The organism is uncultured Pigmentiphaga sp. (assembly GCF_937950555.1).
In the GTDB taxonomy this organism is placed as follows: domain Bacteria; phylum Pseudomonadota; class Gammaproteobacteria; order Burkholderiales; family Burkholderiaceae_B; genus Pigmentiphaga.
In genome coordinates, this window is the sequence record NZ_CALFCW010000046.1 from 103,938 (window position 1) to 118,770 (window position 14,833).

Consider the following 14,833-nt stretch of genomic DNA (forward strand, 5'->3'; position numbering starts at 1 on the left):
GGATTTCATCCAGCTAGCCAAGCCACCGTCGCCCACCATAATGGCATGACACCCGACTCACCCGCCTCGAGCGTTATGCATCAGCTTTTATTGGAATCATTCCAGGCAGCGGTTGCCGCGGCCGACCCCTTGCAAATCATCGCACCTCACCTTCCTTCGCCGCCACGCGGACGCACCGTGGTGGTCGGCGCCGGGAAGGCAGCGGCGAGCATGGCGCGCGCGGTCGAAGCGGCGTGGCCCGCCGAGGCGCCGTTGTCGGGCCTGGTCGTGACGCGCTACGGGCACGGCTTGCCGCTCGGCCGCATCGCGTGCGTCGAGGCCGGCCATCCGGTTCCCGACGCGGCGGGCGAACAGGCAGCGAGCGACATTCTCCGGCTCGCCTCCGGGCTCGGAGAGGACGACTTGCTTATCGCGCTCATCTCGGGCGGTGGGTCCAGCCTGCTTTCGCTGCCAGTGCCGCAGGTGCCCATGGCGGCATTGAGGGAGGTCACCCAAGCGCTGTTGCGCAGCGGCGCGCCGATCGAGTCCATGAACGTGGTGCGCAAGCACTTGTCGCAGCTGCAGGGCGGACGGCTGGCCGCAGCGACCCGCGCCAGGGTCTTGGGGTTGATCATATCGGATGTGGCGGGCGATGATCCCTCGGCCATTGCCTCCGGGCCCACGGTGCCCGATCCCAGTACCTATGCCGATGCCCTCGATGTCTTGCGGCGGCATGGCGTGCAGGCGCCGCCACCGGTGCGCGAATGGCTGGAAGGCGGCGCGGCCGGGCGCCACCCCGAAACGCCCAAGGAGAACGACCCGGTCTTTGCGCGCGTGGAGAACCGGGTCATCGCCACCGCCCAGCAAAGCCTGCAGGCGGGCGCGCGCGTGCTGCGGCGCGCGGGCATCCAGGCGGTGGTGCTGGGCGACACCGTGACGGGAGAAGCCCGCGAAGTCGCGAAAGTCTACGCGGCGCTGGCGCGGCAGATACGGCGCCACGGCGAACCGTTCGATGCGCCGGTGGCCCTGGTGTCAGGGGGAGAATGCACCGTGACCGTCCGCGGCAGCGGCCGTGGCGGGCGCTGCACGGAGTTCCTGTTGTCGCTCGCGGCGGAGCTCGGCAACGAGCACGGGATCTCCGCGTTGGCCTGCGATACCGACGGCATAGACGGCAGCGAGGACAACGCGGGCGCATGGTGGGACAGCGAACGCCTGCGGCAGGCGATGGCTCGCGGGCTCGCGCCAGCGCGCTGGCTCGACGCCAACGATGCGTGGGGATACTTCCGCGAGCTCGATACCTTGGTGATGACCGGCCCCACGCTCACCAACGTCAACGACTATCGCGTCATCCTGATCGAGGCTGCGCGAACCAGTCGTTGACCAGCTTTACCCAGAAGCTGGCGCCCAAGGGCAGCAGCTCGTCGTTGAAGTCGTAGCTGCCGTTGTGCAGCGTGCACGGGCCGAGGCCGTGGCCCGCCTCGCGGTGCGCGCCGTCGCCGTTGCCAATGAATACGTAGCAGCCCGGCTTTTCCTGCAGCATGAAGGCAAAGTCTTCGGCACCCATGGTCGGCTCGGTCTGCGCGTCGACGCGCTCGGCGCCGACCAGCGATTGCAGCACGCCCGTCACGAACTTCGTGGGCCCGGGGTGATTGACCAGCGGCGGGTACTTCCGCTGGAAATCGACCTCGACCTGGGCGCCGTAGGCAAGGGCCGCGCCTTGGGCGATGTCCCGCATGCGCGATTCGATCAAGTCGAGCACCTCGATGGTGAACGTGCGTACCGTGCCCACCATCACGGCCTCGTCGGGAACGATGTTGGTGGTCGTGCCCGCATGAATCTGGGTGATGCTCAGGACCGCAGTGTCGATCGGCTTCTTGTTGCGAGTCAGGATGGTTTGCAGGCCCTGGGCGATCTGGACGGCGATCATGACCGGATCGGTGCCCAAGTGAGGCAGGGCGGCGTGCGAGCCCTTGCCCTTGACCGTAATGCGGAAGTCGTTGCTGGAGGCCATCATGGGGCCGGGCGTCACGGCGAAATGCCCGACCGGGATGCCCGGCCAGTTGTGCATCCCGAACACGGCCTCCATGGGGAATCGCGTGAACAGGCCGTCTTCGATCATGGCCCGGCCGCCGCCTTCGCCTTCTTCGGCGGGCTGGAAGATGAGGTAGACCGTGCCCGAAAAATCGCGGTGGGCAGCAAGGTAGCGGGCCGCGCCCAGCAGCATCGCGCAGTGGCCGTCGTGGCCACAGGCGTGCATCTTGCCCGGGTGCACGCTGGCGTGGGCGAAACTATTGAGTTCCTGCAGCGGGAGGGCGTCCATGTCGGCGCGCAGGCCGATGGCGGGGCCGTTCGTGTCCTTGCCCTCCAGCACGCCTACCAGCCCTGTCTTGCCCAGGCCCCGCACGACGGGTATGCCCCAGCTTTCGAGCAGGCGGGCAATGGTGTCCGAAGTGCGATGCTCCTCGAAGCACAGTTCCGGATGGGCATGCAGGTCGCGGCGTATCGCCTTGAGCTCTCCTTGGAATGCAACGATGGGTTCGTAGAGATTCGTCATAGGCCGGCTCCGCCAGGTCGTCGGGAGGCCGCTTCCCCGCAGGTCCGGCTTGCCTCTGCGCGAATCCGCGAACGCAGGGAATGGGGGGATCGTTCCATTTCGTACCTCCTGAATGAGTGGCCGCCCTGCCGGGGTGCGCCGCGACAGGGCGGGCCATGGCGGCAATGGGAGCGGCGAAGGAGCGCCGGGGGGTGGGGCTTCGGGTGCCCGAGCGCGACGGTTACCATACTCATTATCACCAATGAGCTTGTATATGGCGAGTGTAACGAGACGGGCGCGCCCGCCCCGGTGGAGGGGGCTTTGCGCGCTGGTTCTGGCGGTGGCGCTGGCCGGTTGCGCCAACCTGGAGTACTACATGCAGTCCATCGCCGGTCACTCGGCGCTGCTGCAGGCCGCGCGCCCGCTGGAGCAGGTCCTGGCCGATCCGTCCACGCCCGAGGACCTGCGCACCCGTTTGCGTTATGCGCAGTCTGCCCGGCGTTATGCGAGCGAGGTGCTCGGGCTGCCGGACAACGACAGCTATACCCGCTATGCCGACGTCAAGCGTCCTTACGTCGTCTGGAACGTATTCGCGGCGCCCGAGCTGTCGCTGCGCCTCAAGCCCTCGTGTTTCCTCATCGTCGGCTGTCTCGACTACCGGGGCTACTACAGCGAGGCAGAGGCGAAAAAGGCTGCCGATGCCCTCCGCGCGCAGGGGTGGGACGTCTACGTGGGCGGCGTTCCGGCCTATTCGACGCTGGGCTGGTATGCCGATCCCCTGGTCAATACCTTCATCCGCCTGCCGCCGGGCGAAGTGGCGCGCCTGGTTTTCCATGAGTTGACGCACCAGGCCGTCTATGCGAAGAACGATACGAGCTTCAACGAATCCCTGGCGACGGTGGTGGAGCGGATAGGCGTCGAGCGTTGGCTGGACCTGCCGGAGAACCGGAGCCTGCGGCCGGCCTACGAGGCTTTCGACCGGCGCCGGCGCGATTTCATCGAGTTGCTGATGGAAACGCGCCGGCAGTTGGCGCAGGCCTATGGCGAGGCGGGCGGGCGCCACGGCCCGCCGCCCGTGTCTCCCGGGCCCGCCGGCCTGGAACCGGAGGAAGCCGCCAGGCTGCGCGCGCGCAAGGCCGAGATCATCGCGGGCCTGCGCGAACGCTACGAGCGCATCAAGCGCGAGAAATGGGACGGCTTTTCCGGCTATGACGCATGGATGGGGCAGCCGCTCAACAACGCGCATTTCGCCGCGATCGGCACGTACCAGCAGTGGGTGCCGGCCTTGCGTGCCATGGCGGATCGCTGTGGGCCCTGCCATGACGGCAGCCTGGCGCCTTTCCTTGCCCAGGCGCGCACGCTGGCGCGGATGCCATATGCGGAGCGGCGGCGCGTGCTGGAACGGGAGACCGAACGGCTCCAGGCGGCTCCGCTATCATCCGCCCGGTAGCCGTGCGACGATGCGGCATGGACCCATGCAGGAGACAATCAATGGACAAACCGTGGTTGGCGCATTACCCGCCAGGCGTTCCCGCCGAGATCGATCCGGATAGATATCGATCCCTGGTCCAGTTGCTGGAGGAGGCGTTCGAAAAGTTCGCGGCGCGCCCGGCCTTCGTCTGCATGGGTAAGACCCTTGCCTTCCGCGACGTCGACCGCCTGTCGCGCCAGTTGGCGGCATGGCTGCAGTCGCTGGGCCTGGAGCGCGGCGCGCGCGTGGCCCTGATGATGCCGAACATCCTGCAGTATCCGGTCGCCATCGCGGCCGTGCTGCGCGCCGGTTACACGGTCGTCAACGTCAATCCGCTCTATAGCGCGCCGGAACTCGAACACCAATTGAAGGACAGTGGCGCCCAGGCCATCATCATCCTGGAGAACTTTGCCCACACTTTGCAGAAGGTCATGTCGGCCACCGCCGTGCGGCACGTGGTCGTTGCCGCCATGGGCGACTTGCTGGGGGCCATCAAGGGCAGGGTGGTCGATTTCGCCGTGCGCCGGGTCAAGAAGCTGGTGCCGCCTTTTCACCTGCCGGGTGCCGTCACCTTCAGGCAGGCCTTGGCCTGGGGCGCCCGCCTGCCGCTCGAGCCCGTGGAGGTCGGCCCCGACGACATCGCTTTCCTGCAATACACGGGCGGCACCACCGGCGTGGCCAAGGGAGCGATCCTGCTGCACCGGAACGTGGCCGCCAACGTCTTGCAGTCCGACGCCTGGCTGTTGACCGGCGACAGGCCTGCGGCCGCGGACGGATTGCGGGCGCAGGAGATTTTTGTCTGCGCGCTGCCGCTCTATCACATCTTCGGACTGACGGTATGCGCGCTGTTGGGCATGCACGCAGGCGGGTTGAACGTGATGATCACCAACCCTCGCAACATTCCGGAGATGGTGAAGACGCTGTCGGGTTATCGCTTCACGCTGTTTCCCGGCGTCAACACGCTATTCAACGCCCTGCTGCACAACGCGGAATTCGCCTCGCTTGATTTCTCGGGGCTACGCGTGAGCGTGGGCGGCGGCATGGCCGTGCAGAAGGCCGTGGCCGACCGCTGGGTGGCCGTGACCGGGTCTCCGTTGTGCGAGGGTTATGGCTTGTCCGAAACCTCGCCGGTGGCTTGCTGCACGCCCATCAACATCAAGGCGTACTCGGGCACCATCGGCATCCCGCTGCCGTCGACGGAAGCCGCGATCCTCGATGACGACGGCAAGCCCGTGCCGCATGGGGAGCAGGGGGAGATCGCCCTGCGCGGGCCGCAGGTCATGGCGGGCTACTGGAACATGCCCGAAGAGACCGCGCGCGTACTCACGCCGGACGGTTTCTTCAAGACGGGCGACATCGGCATCATGGACGAACGCGGCTACATCCGCATCGTGGACCGCAAGAAGGACATGATCCTGGTGTCCGGGTTCAACGTCTATCCCAACGATGTCGAAGCCGTGGTCTCGCAGCATCCCGGCGTGCTCGAATGTGCAGCCATAGGCGTGCCCGACGAGCATTCGGGAGAGGTGGTGAAGGTCGTCGTGGTCAAGCGCGACCCGGCACTGACCGAACAAGACATCAAGGACTTCTGCCGCGACCGGTTGACGGGGTACAAGCGTCCGCGCCACGTCGAGTTCCGCGAGGAATTGCCCAAGAGCAACGTTGGCAAGATTTTGCGCCGTGAATTGCGCGCGGGCGGGCAGGGCGCATAGGCCAGGCGTGTCCGCGAAGGCTGGCGCTGCCCCTACAATTGCGTCATCTGCCCCAGCGGGGCGTCGTTCGGGAGAGTTGATGCTGAGTAAGACAGCAGGCCGCCTCCGCGGTAGCGGGCGCGGCCACTTGCATCGCGCGCTGGTGCCCCTCGGCGCTTGTGTCGCAGCGGCGCTGGTGCCCCTGCAGGGCGCAGAGGCGGGCGTGACGTTCCGGCTGGACCGGCTGCAGGCCGGGCCGGGCGAAACCGTGCGCGTCGAAGCCATGTTCTTCAACGAAGGCAATGCCACGGCAACCTGGGACGCCCCCCAGGAGCTCATCCTGCAGTGGCGGGACGCCCAGGGCAACGTCGTTCGCACGCCCGCGCGCCTGGACGGCGGACGCGCCGTGCTCCAGGTCCCGGTGGGGCAATTCTCGCGGGCCAGCTGGTCGGTGACCGTTCCCGCACAGGCCCGCGGATTGCAGGCCATTGCAATCGAAGGCGAGCCTGTGCTGCTGGCCCTCGACGCCACATCGGCCGAGAGGGGCGAGATCGTCGCAGCGCCGGCGGTCGGTCCCATCGTCGATCCGGCCGCGCCCGGTGGGGCCCGGGTTCCGGATGCGGGCGTGCTGGCAGGCACGGGCGACCTAGTGGACGACGGTGCGGCGCGCAGCACGGCGCAGCAAGGGCCGCCGCCCGCCGCGAGCGACGATCGCTCTGTGCTCGATCGCTTCCGCAGCGCGCTTTCGCCCTACGAGCCTGTTTACTTCAGCCTCGGCGCCCGGCCACACCTGAACGCGCGTTTCCAGATCAGCCTGAAGTTCCGGTTGTTCCAACCCGACGACGAGCGGGAGAGCGGTTTCTTGAACAACCTCTACCTCGGCTACACGCAAACCTCGCTTTGGGACATCGGCGAGAACTCCGCACCCTTCCGCGACAGCAGCTATCGCCCGTCGGTGTTTTGGCTGTCCGAGCGCGTCTGGGAGTCGCCGGACCGCCGCAAGTCTCTCGGATTCGACGGAGGATTCGAGCATGAGTCCAACGGCCGCGGCGACGACGACTCGCGGGCCATCAACTCCTTGTACGCGCGCCCGACGCTGCGCTACCGCTTCGAGGATGGCAGCACCCTGAGTTTCGGCCCCAAGATCAAGTACTACGTCACGCGCAAGGGCAACCCCGACATTGCGGACTACCGCGGCCACGTCGATTACCAGCTCCGCTGGGCCAGGGACGATGGCCTCATGGTGTCGGCCCTGGCGCGCAAAGGGCACGAGAAGGGCTCGCTGCAAGTCGACATGGCCTATCCGCTGCGCAAGCTCGGCCTGGGCAAACTGAACGGCTTCCTGCACGTCCAGTACTTCAACGGCTATGGCGAAACGCTGCTGGACTACAACGTGCGGGCCAAGTCGCAGGTGCGCATTGGCCTGATGGTCGTACGCTGAGCCCGGCGGGCGTCAGGCTTCGAGCATCTCCACGGGCCGGTTCCAGACCAACAGTGCCAGGCACCCCTTGGAGCTCTGGACGCTGTGTTGCGTGCCGGGCGGGTTGACCACCAGCGTCCCGGCCGGATAGACGCCGCGCTCGTCCTGCTGTTCACCTTCCAGCACCAGGATGTGCTCGAGTCCGGGGTGGCGGTGCAGTGGCACGGACGCTCCCGGCTCGTAGCGCAGGTAGGCGGCCGCCGGGCCGCCGTTCGGTTCGCGGTAAAGCCAGGCCACCGCGACGCCCGGTCGCAGCACGCCCCATTCCAGCTGCCCAGGTACGCGGCTGAGCGCGCTTGCGAAGACCAGCGGTTCGTTCATTGCGCCGCCTCCGCTGCCTCGGGTAGCTTGGCGCCCAGGGCCGCCAGCAACGTGCGGGAGTCGGCCACGGCGCCGAACACGCCACCCTGCATCTTGATCATGTTGATGGCGGCCTCGTGATTGCCGCGGTCCGTCGCGCCGCAGCAGTCTTCGAGCAGCAGGCATTCGTAGCCGCGGTCATTGGCCTCGCGCATGGTGGTGTGGACGCATACGTCGGTGGTGATGCCCGTCAGTACCAGGTTGCGGATGCCGCGCGTGCGTAGGATCAGGTCGAGGTCCGTGGCGCAGAAGGAGCCTTTGCCCGGCTTGTCGATGATGGGCTCACCCGGCAGCGGAGCCAGTTCGGGAATGATTTCCCAGCCCGGTTCGCCGCGCACCAGGATCCGCCCGCAGGGGCCGGGGTCGCCGATGCCGGCGCCGATGCGGCGCGAGCGCCAGCGCTTGTTGGCCGGCAGGTCGGAGAGGTCGGGCCGGTGCCCCTCCCGGGTGTGGAGAATGTGGAAGCCTGCGCTGCGCATGGCCGCAAGCACGTTGCGTAGGGGCTCTATCGGCGCGCGCGTGAGCGACAAGTCGTAGCCCATCTGGTCCACGTAGCCGCCATGTCCGCAGAAGTCCGTCTGCATGTCGATGACGATCAAAGCCGTGTTCGAGGGCTGCAGGTCGCCGTCGAAGGGCCAGGGGTAAGGGTCGGCCGGCAGGAAAAGCTCGCTCATGGTGTCCTCGTTGATAGCGACCCCGAGCAGGTTAAACAGCGCCGGGCCGCATCAACAAGCAACGAATAATGAGCGCACCGTTGCCGTTGCGGCAGCGGTGGGGCCGGGAAGGTCAGTGCTTCAGGTTGGGCGCGATCAGGGCATGCAGCGCCTTGGCGATCTCGGGCGAGCCGGAGACGATGTCGCCATGCTCTGGCCAGGGAGAACGTTCGTATGGGTCGAAAGCCAGGCCGCCCGCCTCGCGCACCAGCAGCGTTCCGGCGGCAATGTCCCAGGGCTTGAGCCGCAGTTCCCAGTAGCCGTCGAACCGGCCGCAGGCCACCCACGCGAGGTCCAGCGCTGCCGCGCCGTTGCGCCGCACGCCGCGGGTGCCGTGCATGGCGTCGCGCAGCATGGGCAGGTAGTTGTCGGTGAAGGACATGTCGCTGTACGGGAAGCCGGTGGCCAGTAGCGCATCGGCCAGGCTGCCGGTGCGCGAGCACTGGATGCGATGGCTGTTGAGCCATGCGCCGACGCCGCGTACGCAGGTGAACATTTCCTCCCGGCACGGGTCGTAGATGACCCCGACCACCGGGCCGGGCTCGCACTTGGCGTCGTCGAACGCGACGCCGCAGTCTTGGTTGGCCACCAGCGCGATGGAGACCGCGTAGTGGGGAATGGCGTGGACGAAGTTGGTGGTGCCGTCGAGCGGGTCGATGTACCAGCTCGCCGGGCCGGAGGGCGTTCCTCCGGTTTCCTCGGCGACGATGCCGAATTGCGGGGTGCGTGCGCGCAGGACCTCGATGATGGCGATCTCGGCTTCGCGGTCGGCCTGCGACACCAGGTCATTGCGCGCTTTCAGGTCGATGACCAGCTCCGAGCGCTTGTGCGCGTAGGCCTGCAGGATCGCAGCGCCGGCGTGGGCGGCCGTGACCGCGGCTTCGAGCGCCTTGAACAGGTCTAGGGGCGCGGCTTGGTCCGGGGTGGGGGCGGCTGGGTGGCTCATGGGGGCAGTGTACGTCCACTTTGCTCGCGTTGTCAGAGCGGGGCAGGACTCTGTTGTAAGGGGGCGGCGGTATGATGGCGCCCGTGTTTACCCCTTTGATTCCCTCCCGGCCCGCGTTCGAGGCGGGCGGCGTGCCCTACAGCCCGCGCTACGGCGACATCTACCATGCCGCCCAGGGCGCGATCGAGCAGGCTCGCCACGTCTTCCTCGCGGGCAACGCGCTGCCCGAGAGGTGGCGCGGCCGCGAACGTTTCACCGTCTGCGAGACCGGCTTTGGCCTGGGGTTGACCTTCCTGGCCCTCTGGCGGGCCTGGCGCGACGATCCCCAGCGCTGCGGGCGGCTGCACGTGGTCTCGGTCGAGGCCCACCCGTTCGCGCGGGAAGACCTCGCGCAGCTCCTGGCCACGCAGGCGCCACCCGGCTGGCAGGACATGGCCAGCCAGCTGCTCGCCGCCTGGCCGCCCCTGTTGCCGGGCCTGCATAGGCTGGACTTGGATGGCGGGCGGGTCACCCTGACGCTGGCGTTCGGCCTGGCCGAGCGGGTCGTGCCGCAGCTCCGGCTGGCCGCGGACGCCTTTTTCCTCGACGGCTTCAGTCCTGCCCGCAACCCGGAAATGTGGTCCGAATCCCTGATGAAGGGCCTGGCGAAGCTGGCTGCACCCGGGGCGACGGCGGCGACCTGGGCCAGCGCCGGCGCGGTACGCCGCGCCTTGCAGGCCGCAGGGTTCGAGGTGGAGAAACGCCCCGGGTTCGGCGGCAAGCGGCACATGACGGTCGCCCGGTTCTCGCCACGGTTCGCGCGGCCGGGGGCCGCGAGGGTCCCCCCGGCGCCTGCAGCGCGCCATGCGGTCGTCGTCGGGGCCGGCGTGGCCGGCTCGGGCGTGGCCCATGCGCTGGCGTTGCGCGGCTGGCGCGTGACGGTGCTCGATGCGGCCGCCGGCCTGGCGCCGGCCGGCACGGGACATGTGGCGGCCGCGCTCACGCCGGTGCTCGCAAAGGACGATGCGCCGCGGGCGAGGCTGACGCGGGCCGGTGCACTGCGCGCCGCGGCCCGCTGGGCGCCATGGATGGACGGCCATATCGTGGACCGTTGCGGCACGGTCCAGCAAGCCAAATCCGACGGGCAGGTCGCCGGCATGCATGCGATGCTGGAAGTCTTGGGTTTCCCTGCCGAATGGGTGCGCCCCGTGACGCAGGAAGAGGCCAGCGCCCTGGCCGGCTGCCGGACGTCCCGCGGCGGCGTGTTCTTTCCGGGGGGGCTGCGCGTGAGGCCGCACGCGCTCTGCCAAGCGTTGCTGGCCTCTCCGGGCATCGAATTGCGCGCCGGCCGAGCAGCCCGCATCGCGCCTCGGCTGGGAGGAGGCTGGCAGGTCGTCGATGCCGGGGGGGCCGTGCTGGCAGAGGGAGGAGTGGTCGTCTTGGCCAACGCCGGCGACGCGCCCCGCCTGCTTGCCGATAGTGGCTGGGCGGGGCCCGGACGCGCGGACTGCCGTTTTTTCCAGCAAAAGCGCATCGCGGGCCAGATTACGCTGCTGCCCGCGGACACCGGCCAGCCGCGCTGCGTCGTGGCCGGGGATGGCTATGTACTTCCCCCCGTGGACGGATACCGCGTCGTCGGCAGCACCTATGTGCACGACGCCGAAGAGGCCGCGGCGACCCAGGCAGGGCACGCCCTCAACCTGGACCGGCTCGCGCGGCTGCTGCCGGAGCTGGCTGCCCGCGTCGAACCCGGTGCGATCCGGGGCTGGGCGGGCTGGCGGGCCGTGCTGCCCGGCAGGCTACCCGTCATCGGCGAGCTGCCCGATGCCCCCGGGCTCTGGGTGGCCGCGGGGTATGCCTCCCGCGGGCTGAGCTGGTCCGCCCTCGCGGGCGACATCGTGGCCGCCTCCCTGGAGGGAGAACCCATGCCGCTCGAAGGGGATTTGCTCCGTATGGTCGGGTGGCGCTGAAGGCGCCCGAAACGTGGGAAAATAGCGGATCGACAAACAGTAAGAAACGACGGAACCGGGGCGCGGTGCCAGGGTTTTTCCCGTCGTGGTCCGCACGACGCGGGGCCGGGCGCCGTCCGCCTGGGCCTCCCGGAGGGAGCGCCGGAGCGAGGGGGGATGACCCCCTGTGGTTTATTTGCCTTCCCGAATCCGTCAAAATAGAGGTTTTGGCGAAAAATTGCGGCATTGCCCGCAGTTTTGGGGCGGATAGCGGGGCCTGCGAGGCTTGCGTTTGCTATTGCCAATCTGTCGAAAGCGATCGAGGGAAACCTGTGCCACTTCAATTCGACTCCTCCCGCTACCAGCGTCTGGAATCCCTGACTCTCAACACGTCCAATCCGGCTGCCGTCCATTTCCTCTCCGACGCGGGGCTCGCCCTGCTCGTCGAGGCGAGCGCGCCGGGCGTGTTCAGGTTGAGCATCGGGACGCCCGCTGCCACGGGCAAGCCGGCTTCCGGCTCGGCTACCCGCGCTGCCGCGCAGCATGACCTGCTGGCCCGGGACGAAGCCATCGGCGAGGCGACCGTCGAGGAGGTTGAGCTCGAGGGCCATCCCGGCTTTCGCCTGGCGCAGGGCGACAACGTGCTCGAGATCGCCACGCATCCCGTGCGCCTCGCGCTGTACCGCAAGGGGCGCAAAGTGCTCGCCTCCACGGCCGACGAGTCCCTGTTTGCGCTGGGCACGGAAGACCCGGCAGCGCCGTTGTCCTGGACGCTTTCCTTCGACCTGGCTCCCGGCGAAGCAGTTTACGGCCTCGGCGAAAGCAAGATCATGCTCGACCGGCGCGCCGAGCGCGTGATTTCCGACGAACCGGAATCGCGCGCGCTGCCGCTCGCATGGAGCCCGACCGGCTGGGGCCTCTACGTCAATACCGTGGAATCGGTGGTGCACGACATCGGGGTGGAGGATTACGCGCCGTCGAGCTACGTGCTGACCATTGCCGACGCCAAGCTCGACCTGTTCCTGTTCGCCGGCGAGCCGGCGGAAATCCTCAACCAATACACGCAGCTGACCGGCCGCGCTGGCCAGCCCACGCTATGGAGCATGGGCACCTGGCTGCACCAGGCTGCCAATACCGATGTCGCGCAGTTGGCTGCCGTTGCGCGCGAAATGCGCAACCGGGGCGTTCCGTTCGACGCCGTTTCCCTCCAACCGCCCGCGGCCTGGGAAGTGCGCGCCAAGCTGAACCTCGAGTGGGACCCCGCGCGCTTTGCCGATCCGCGCCAACAGCTCGGCGAGTTCAAGAGCATGGATCTCAAGGTCTGCACGCCCGGCTTTCCCGGCGTTCCGACCCATAGCCCCATGTTTGCGGAGCTGGAAGACAAGGGCTGGCTGCTCACGGAAGACTCCGGGTCGGCGCACGTATTTCCAGGCGTGCCTGCCACCGGTGGCGCGCCGTTTGGCCTGCTCGACCTGACCCATCGCGACGTGTGGAATTTCTGGCGGGACAAAGTCCGGCAGATCATGGACGAGGGCGTCGATGCCGTGTCCTGCGACGCACAGATCGATATCCCCGACGGCGTGAGCGCGCGCAGCGGAGACGAGGGCGCCCGCCTGCGCACCGTCTACCCGATGCTGGTCAAGCGCTGCCTCTTCGAGGCCGCGGCCTGGAACAAGACGCCACCCGAAGGCGTGGTGTGGAGCAGGGACCTCTTCCCCACCGCGCAGCGCCTGCCCATGCAGGCCTCCGCCTCGGTGCCCAATACCTGGGAAGGCTTGGCTGAATCGCTGCGCGCAGCCTTGACTGCCGGCGCCAGCGGCCTGCCTGCCTATGCCCACGACATCGGCTCGCCCGACCATCCGCTCGACACCATGACGCCCGAGCTGTACCTGCGTTGGCTCGCGGTCGGCGTGTTCAGCTCGCACTTGCGCTTCCACGCGGTGCCGGGGCTGTTGCCCTGGGACTTCGGCGACGAGGTCTTCAAGCACGCACAGACGCTGATGCAATGGCGGTACCGCCTCATTCCGTACGTGCTTGGCGTGATCGAAGATGCCGCCCGCACCGGCCTGCCGGTCCAGCGTTCCATGGCCATGTCTTTCCCGGACGATCCCGAAGCACATGCCTACGAGTTGCAGTACCTGCTCGGCCCAGCCCTGCTGGTGGCCCCGGCCTTGCAACCGGGCAACCAGGTCCGCGTCTACTTGCCCAAGGGCGACGCATGGTGGGACCTGCGCACGGGCTGGCGCTACGAGGGCGGCACGACGTGGACCTTCGAGTGCGGCCTGGACCACCTGCCCGTTTTCGGGCGCGAAGGCCACATGCTGTGCCTGGGGCCGGCGGCCCAGCACACCGGCGAATTCAATTCCGCGCGCCTGCTGGACGAGGTCTGGCTGTTCGGCATGCCCGTGCACAATCCCAGCGTGATGCGCAACAAGATCCGTGTCATGCAGATGCAGGGCTCGAGCTACGCCAAGGGCCTGGAGGGCTTGAAGATCCTGCCGTCCGAAGGGCTGGAGGTGAAGCGGCGCGGGGCGGAAGTGCGAATCTCGCGGGCACGGTAGTCGTTTCCGCGAGCTTGGCGCCCCAAGGGCGGGGCGCTGGCGGTGGAGCAATTGCCTGGCTTAGCAGCAGTTGCAGAGCAATTCCGGGTTGACCAGATCCGCCGGTTTGCCTCCCATTCTGCCGAACCCGAAAGCGGCGATGAGGTTCTCTGCGGCTCGGCGTGCCCGCGCCTCGTGGACCGATTCGCCGGGAGGCACGGGTGCGGTGGTCACCATGATTCCCGCATGTGTCAGGGCGGGTACGTCCAGGTTGTCGCAGTGCTCCGCCATGTTGCAGACGACCTTCAGCGAGCGCAAGGCCGGAATCATGTCTTGGTCGATGGTGTCTCGGTCCGTGGTAATCACCCCCGCCTTCTCGTGAAGCCGCGTCAGGAGTTTGTCGCGCGGGGGTGGAGCCTTCCCTTCGTAGAGTTCGATTTCGAAGAATCGGTCTAGCCTTTCTAGAACGTCCGCTGGGACTTCGTGCGTGATGAGGATCGGATGTCGACCGAGCTTCAGGTTGAGTCTCATCTGCGGTGTTCCATTTCAATCGCTGCAGATGTTGGCCGCGGGGGAGCCCTTGCCGGCCGAAAGGCGGCTAGCCGAGCAAATGGGTGTGACCCGGCATCGGTTGCGTCTGGCCTTGGAAGTTCTTCGTAGTAGCGGCGAAGTGCCCCGGCCGGGGGCGCGGCGGGAGGCGTCGCCATTGCGCGGCGATGCCTTGGTTCGCAGTACCAACGCGCTGGAAGTCATCGAGCTGAGGATGATTCTGGAGCCGGCACTCGTTCGGCTGGCGGCCGTACGAGCTACGCCGTTGGATATTCTTCGGATCCAAAAGGCCGCCACGACACCGCCCGGTGTCAGCCGGGGGGCGGGAGATCTTGCATTTCACAAGCAGCTGGCCGAGGCGACGCGCAACACGTTGGTCGCGGATTTCTATGCGTTGCTCAGGAGGGTCGGGTCCGATAGCCGCTTACACGTCAATAGCTCTACGCCTGTGTGCATCAATCGCATCGAGCAGCGGGATCGTGAGCACAAAGCCATCGCCGACGCGATTGCGGATCGCGATCCCGATCGTGCGGAGGCGGCCATGCGGGCGCATTTGGTATCCGTGCAAAACCAGATCGTTGCCCGCCTGACTCCGGGTGCGGCAGTGCTGCCCGCCAGCATGACCCAGGCGGGCTGACCGGAG

General features: G+C 67.7%; 12 protein-coding genes and 1 pseudogene. 8 read left to right on the forward strand and 5 right to left on the reverse strand.

Going from position 1 to position 14,833, the window contains the following annotated elements:
• The first annotated feature begins 75 nt into the window (after window positions 1–75).
• The gene (locus tag Q0319_RS12470; protein WP_296469294.1) at window positions 76–1,359 is read left to right on the forward strand and encodes a glycerate kinase; all 1,284 of its coding nucleotides are present in this window, start codon (window positions 76–78) and stop codon (window positions 1,357–1,359) included.
• Here the strand turns inward: Q0319_RS12470 and Q0319_RS12475 are convergent.
• Entirely contained in the window at window positions 1,325–2,533 is a 1,209-nt protein-coding gene (locus Q0319_RS12475; RefSeq protein ID WP_296469292.1) for a M20 aminoacylase family protein, read from the reverse strand. The two genes, Q0319_RS12470 and Q0319_RS12475, sit on opposite strands and share 35 nt — an antisense overlap.
• Window positions 2,534–2,786: 253 nt before the next feature.
• On the opposite strand from Q0319_RS12475, the gene Q0319_RS12480 reads away from it, so the two are divergent.
• The 3 genes from Q0319_RS12480 to Q0319_RS12490 all read left to right on the forward strand — a co-directional run bounded on the left by Q0319_RS12480 (window position 2,787) and on the right by Q0319_RS12490 (window position 7,115).
• Window positions 2,787–3,962, forward strand: a complete 1,176-nt coding sequence (locus Q0319_RS12480) for an aminopeptidase (protein ID WP_296469673.1) — start codon at window positions 2,787–2,789, stop codon at window positions 3,960–3,962.
• 41 nt (window positions 3,963–4,003) lie between these two features.
• On the forward strand, window positions 4,004–5,695 hold the full coding sequence (locus tag Q0319_RS12485; protein ID WP_299452947.1) for a long-chain-fatty-acid--CoA ligase: 1,692 nt from the start codon (window positions 4,004–4,006) through the stop codon (window positions 5,693–5,695).
• Window positions 5,696–5,774: 79 nt separating this feature from the next.
• Entirely contained in the window at window positions 5,775–7,115 is a 1,341-nt protein-coding gene (locus Q0319_RS12490) for a phospholipase A (protein WP_296469670.1), read from the forward strand.
• A gap of 12 nt (window positions 7,116–7,127) precedes the next feature.
• On the opposite strand, the gene Q0319_RS12495 is transcribed toward Q0319_RS12490, so the two are convergent.
• The 3 genes from Q0319_RS12495 to Q0319_RS12505 form a co-directional block, all read right to left on the reverse strand.
• Window positions 7,128–7,475 carry a cupin domain-containing protein gene (locus Q0319_RS12495; RefSeq protein WP_296469667.1) on the reverse strand — a complete coding sequence of 116 codons (348 nt, stop codon included), beginning with the start codon at window positions 7,473–7,475 and terminating at the stop codon, window positions 7,128–7,130.
• Window positions 7,472–8,188, reverse strand: a complete 717-nt coding sequence (locus Q0319_RS12500; RefSeq protein WP_296469665.1) for an isochorismatase family cysteine hydrolase — start codon at window positions 8,186–8,188, stop codon at window positions 7,472–7,474. Before Q0319_RS12500 ends, Q0319_RS12495 begins: the two co-directional genes overlap by 4 nt.
• A gap of 112 nt (window positions 8,189–8,300) precedes the next feature.
• Complete coding sequence (locus Q0319_RS12505; protein WP_299452952.1) at window positions 8,301–9,173, reverse strand: inositol monophosphatase family protein; 873 nt, start codon at window positions 9,171–9,173, stop codon at window positions 8,301–8,303.
• Window positions 9,174–9,247: 74 nt separating this feature from the next.
• On the opposite strand from Q0319_RS12505, the gene mnmC reads away from it, so the two are divergent.
• Together mnmC and Q0319_RS12515 are read left to right on the forward strand one after the other, a co-directional pair.
• The gene (mnmC, locus tag Q0319_RS12510) at window positions 9,248–11,122 is read left to right on the forward strand and encodes a bifunctional tRNA (5-methylaminomethyl-2-thiouridine)(34)-methyltransferase MnmD/FAD-dependent 5-carboxymethylaminomethyl-2-thiouridine(34) oxidoreductase MnmC (RefSeq protein ID WP_299453056.1); all 1,875 of its coding nucleotides are present in this window, start codon (window positions 9,248–9,250) and stop codon (window positions 11,120–11,122) included.
• A gap of 311 nt (window positions 11,123–11,433) precedes the next feature.
• The gene (locus tag Q0319_RS12515; RefSeq protein WP_299452955.1) at window positions 11,434–13,662 is read left to right on the forward strand and encodes a glycoside hydrolase family 31 protein; all 2,229 of its coding nucleotides are present in this window, start codon (window positions 11,434–11,436) and stop codon (window positions 13,660–13,662) included.
• A 60-nt stretch (window positions 13,663–13,722) separates the two neighbouring features.
• Here Q0319_RS12515 and Q0319_RS12520 read toward each other — a convergent pair whose 3' ends face one another.
• Window positions 13,723–14,172 carry a hypothetical protein gene (locus Q0319_RS12520; RefSeq protein WP_296470048.1) on the reverse strand — a complete coding sequence of 150 codons (450 nt, stop codon included), beginning with the start codon at window positions 14,170–14,172 and terminating at the stop codon, window positions 13,723–13,725.
• 28 nt (window positions 14,173–14,200) lie between these two features.
• Here Q0319_RS12520 and Q0319_RS19360 point away from each other — a divergent pair.
• Window positions 14,201–14,302, forward strand: a pseudogene (locus Q0319_RS19360) (GntR family transcriptional regulator); the annotation flags it as partial.
• A gap of 45 nt (window positions 14,303–14,347) precedes the next feature.
• Entirely contained in the window at window positions 14,348–14,827 is a 480-nt protein-coding gene (locus Q0319_RS12525) for an FCD domain-containing protein (protein ID WP_296470052.1), read from the forward strand.
• Window positions 14,828–14,833: the final 6 nt, after the last annotated feature.

Coding starts and splice junctions, on each gene's coding strand:
- Q0319_RS12500 (WP_296469665.1), bottom strand. CDS start 8,188: ATGAGCGAGCTTTTCCTGCCGGCCGACCCTTACCCCTGGCCCTTCGAC.
- Q0319_RS12485 (WP_299452947.1), top strand. CDS start 4,004: ATGGACAAACCGTGGTTGGCGCATTACCCGCCAGGCGTTCCCGCCGAG.
- Q0319_RS12470 (WP_296469294.1), top strand. CDS start 76: ATGCATCAGCTTTTATTGGAATCATTCCAGGCAGCGGTTGCCGCGGCC.
- mnmC (WP_299453056.1), top strand. CDS start 9,248: ATGGCGCCCGTGTTTACCCCTTTGATTCCCTCCCGGCCCGCGTTCGAG.
- Q0319_RS12495 (WP_296469667.1), bottom strand. CDS start 7,475: ATGAACGAACCGCTGGTCTTCGCAAGCGCGCTCAGCCGCGTACCTGGG.
- Q0319_RS12520 (WP_296470048.1), bottom strand. CDS start 14,172: ATGAGACTCAACCTGAAGCTCGGTCGACATCCGATCCTCATCACGCAC.
- Q0319_RS12490 (WP_296469670.1), top strand. CDS start 5,775: ATGCTGAGTAAGACAGCAGGCCGCCTCCGCGGTAGCGGGCGCGGCCAC.
- Q0319_RS12505 (WP_299452952.1), bottom strand. CDS start 9,173: ATGAGCCACCCAGCCGCCCCCACCCCGGACCAAGCCGCGCCCCTAGAC.
- Q0319_RS12480 (WP_296469673.1), top strand. CDS start 2,787: ATGGCGAGTGTAACGAGACGGGCGCGCCCGCCCCGGTGGAGGGGGCTT.
- Q0319_RS12475 (WP_296469292.1), bottom strand. CDS start 2,533: ATGACGAATCTCTACGAACCCATCGTTGCATTCCAAGGAGAGCTCAAG.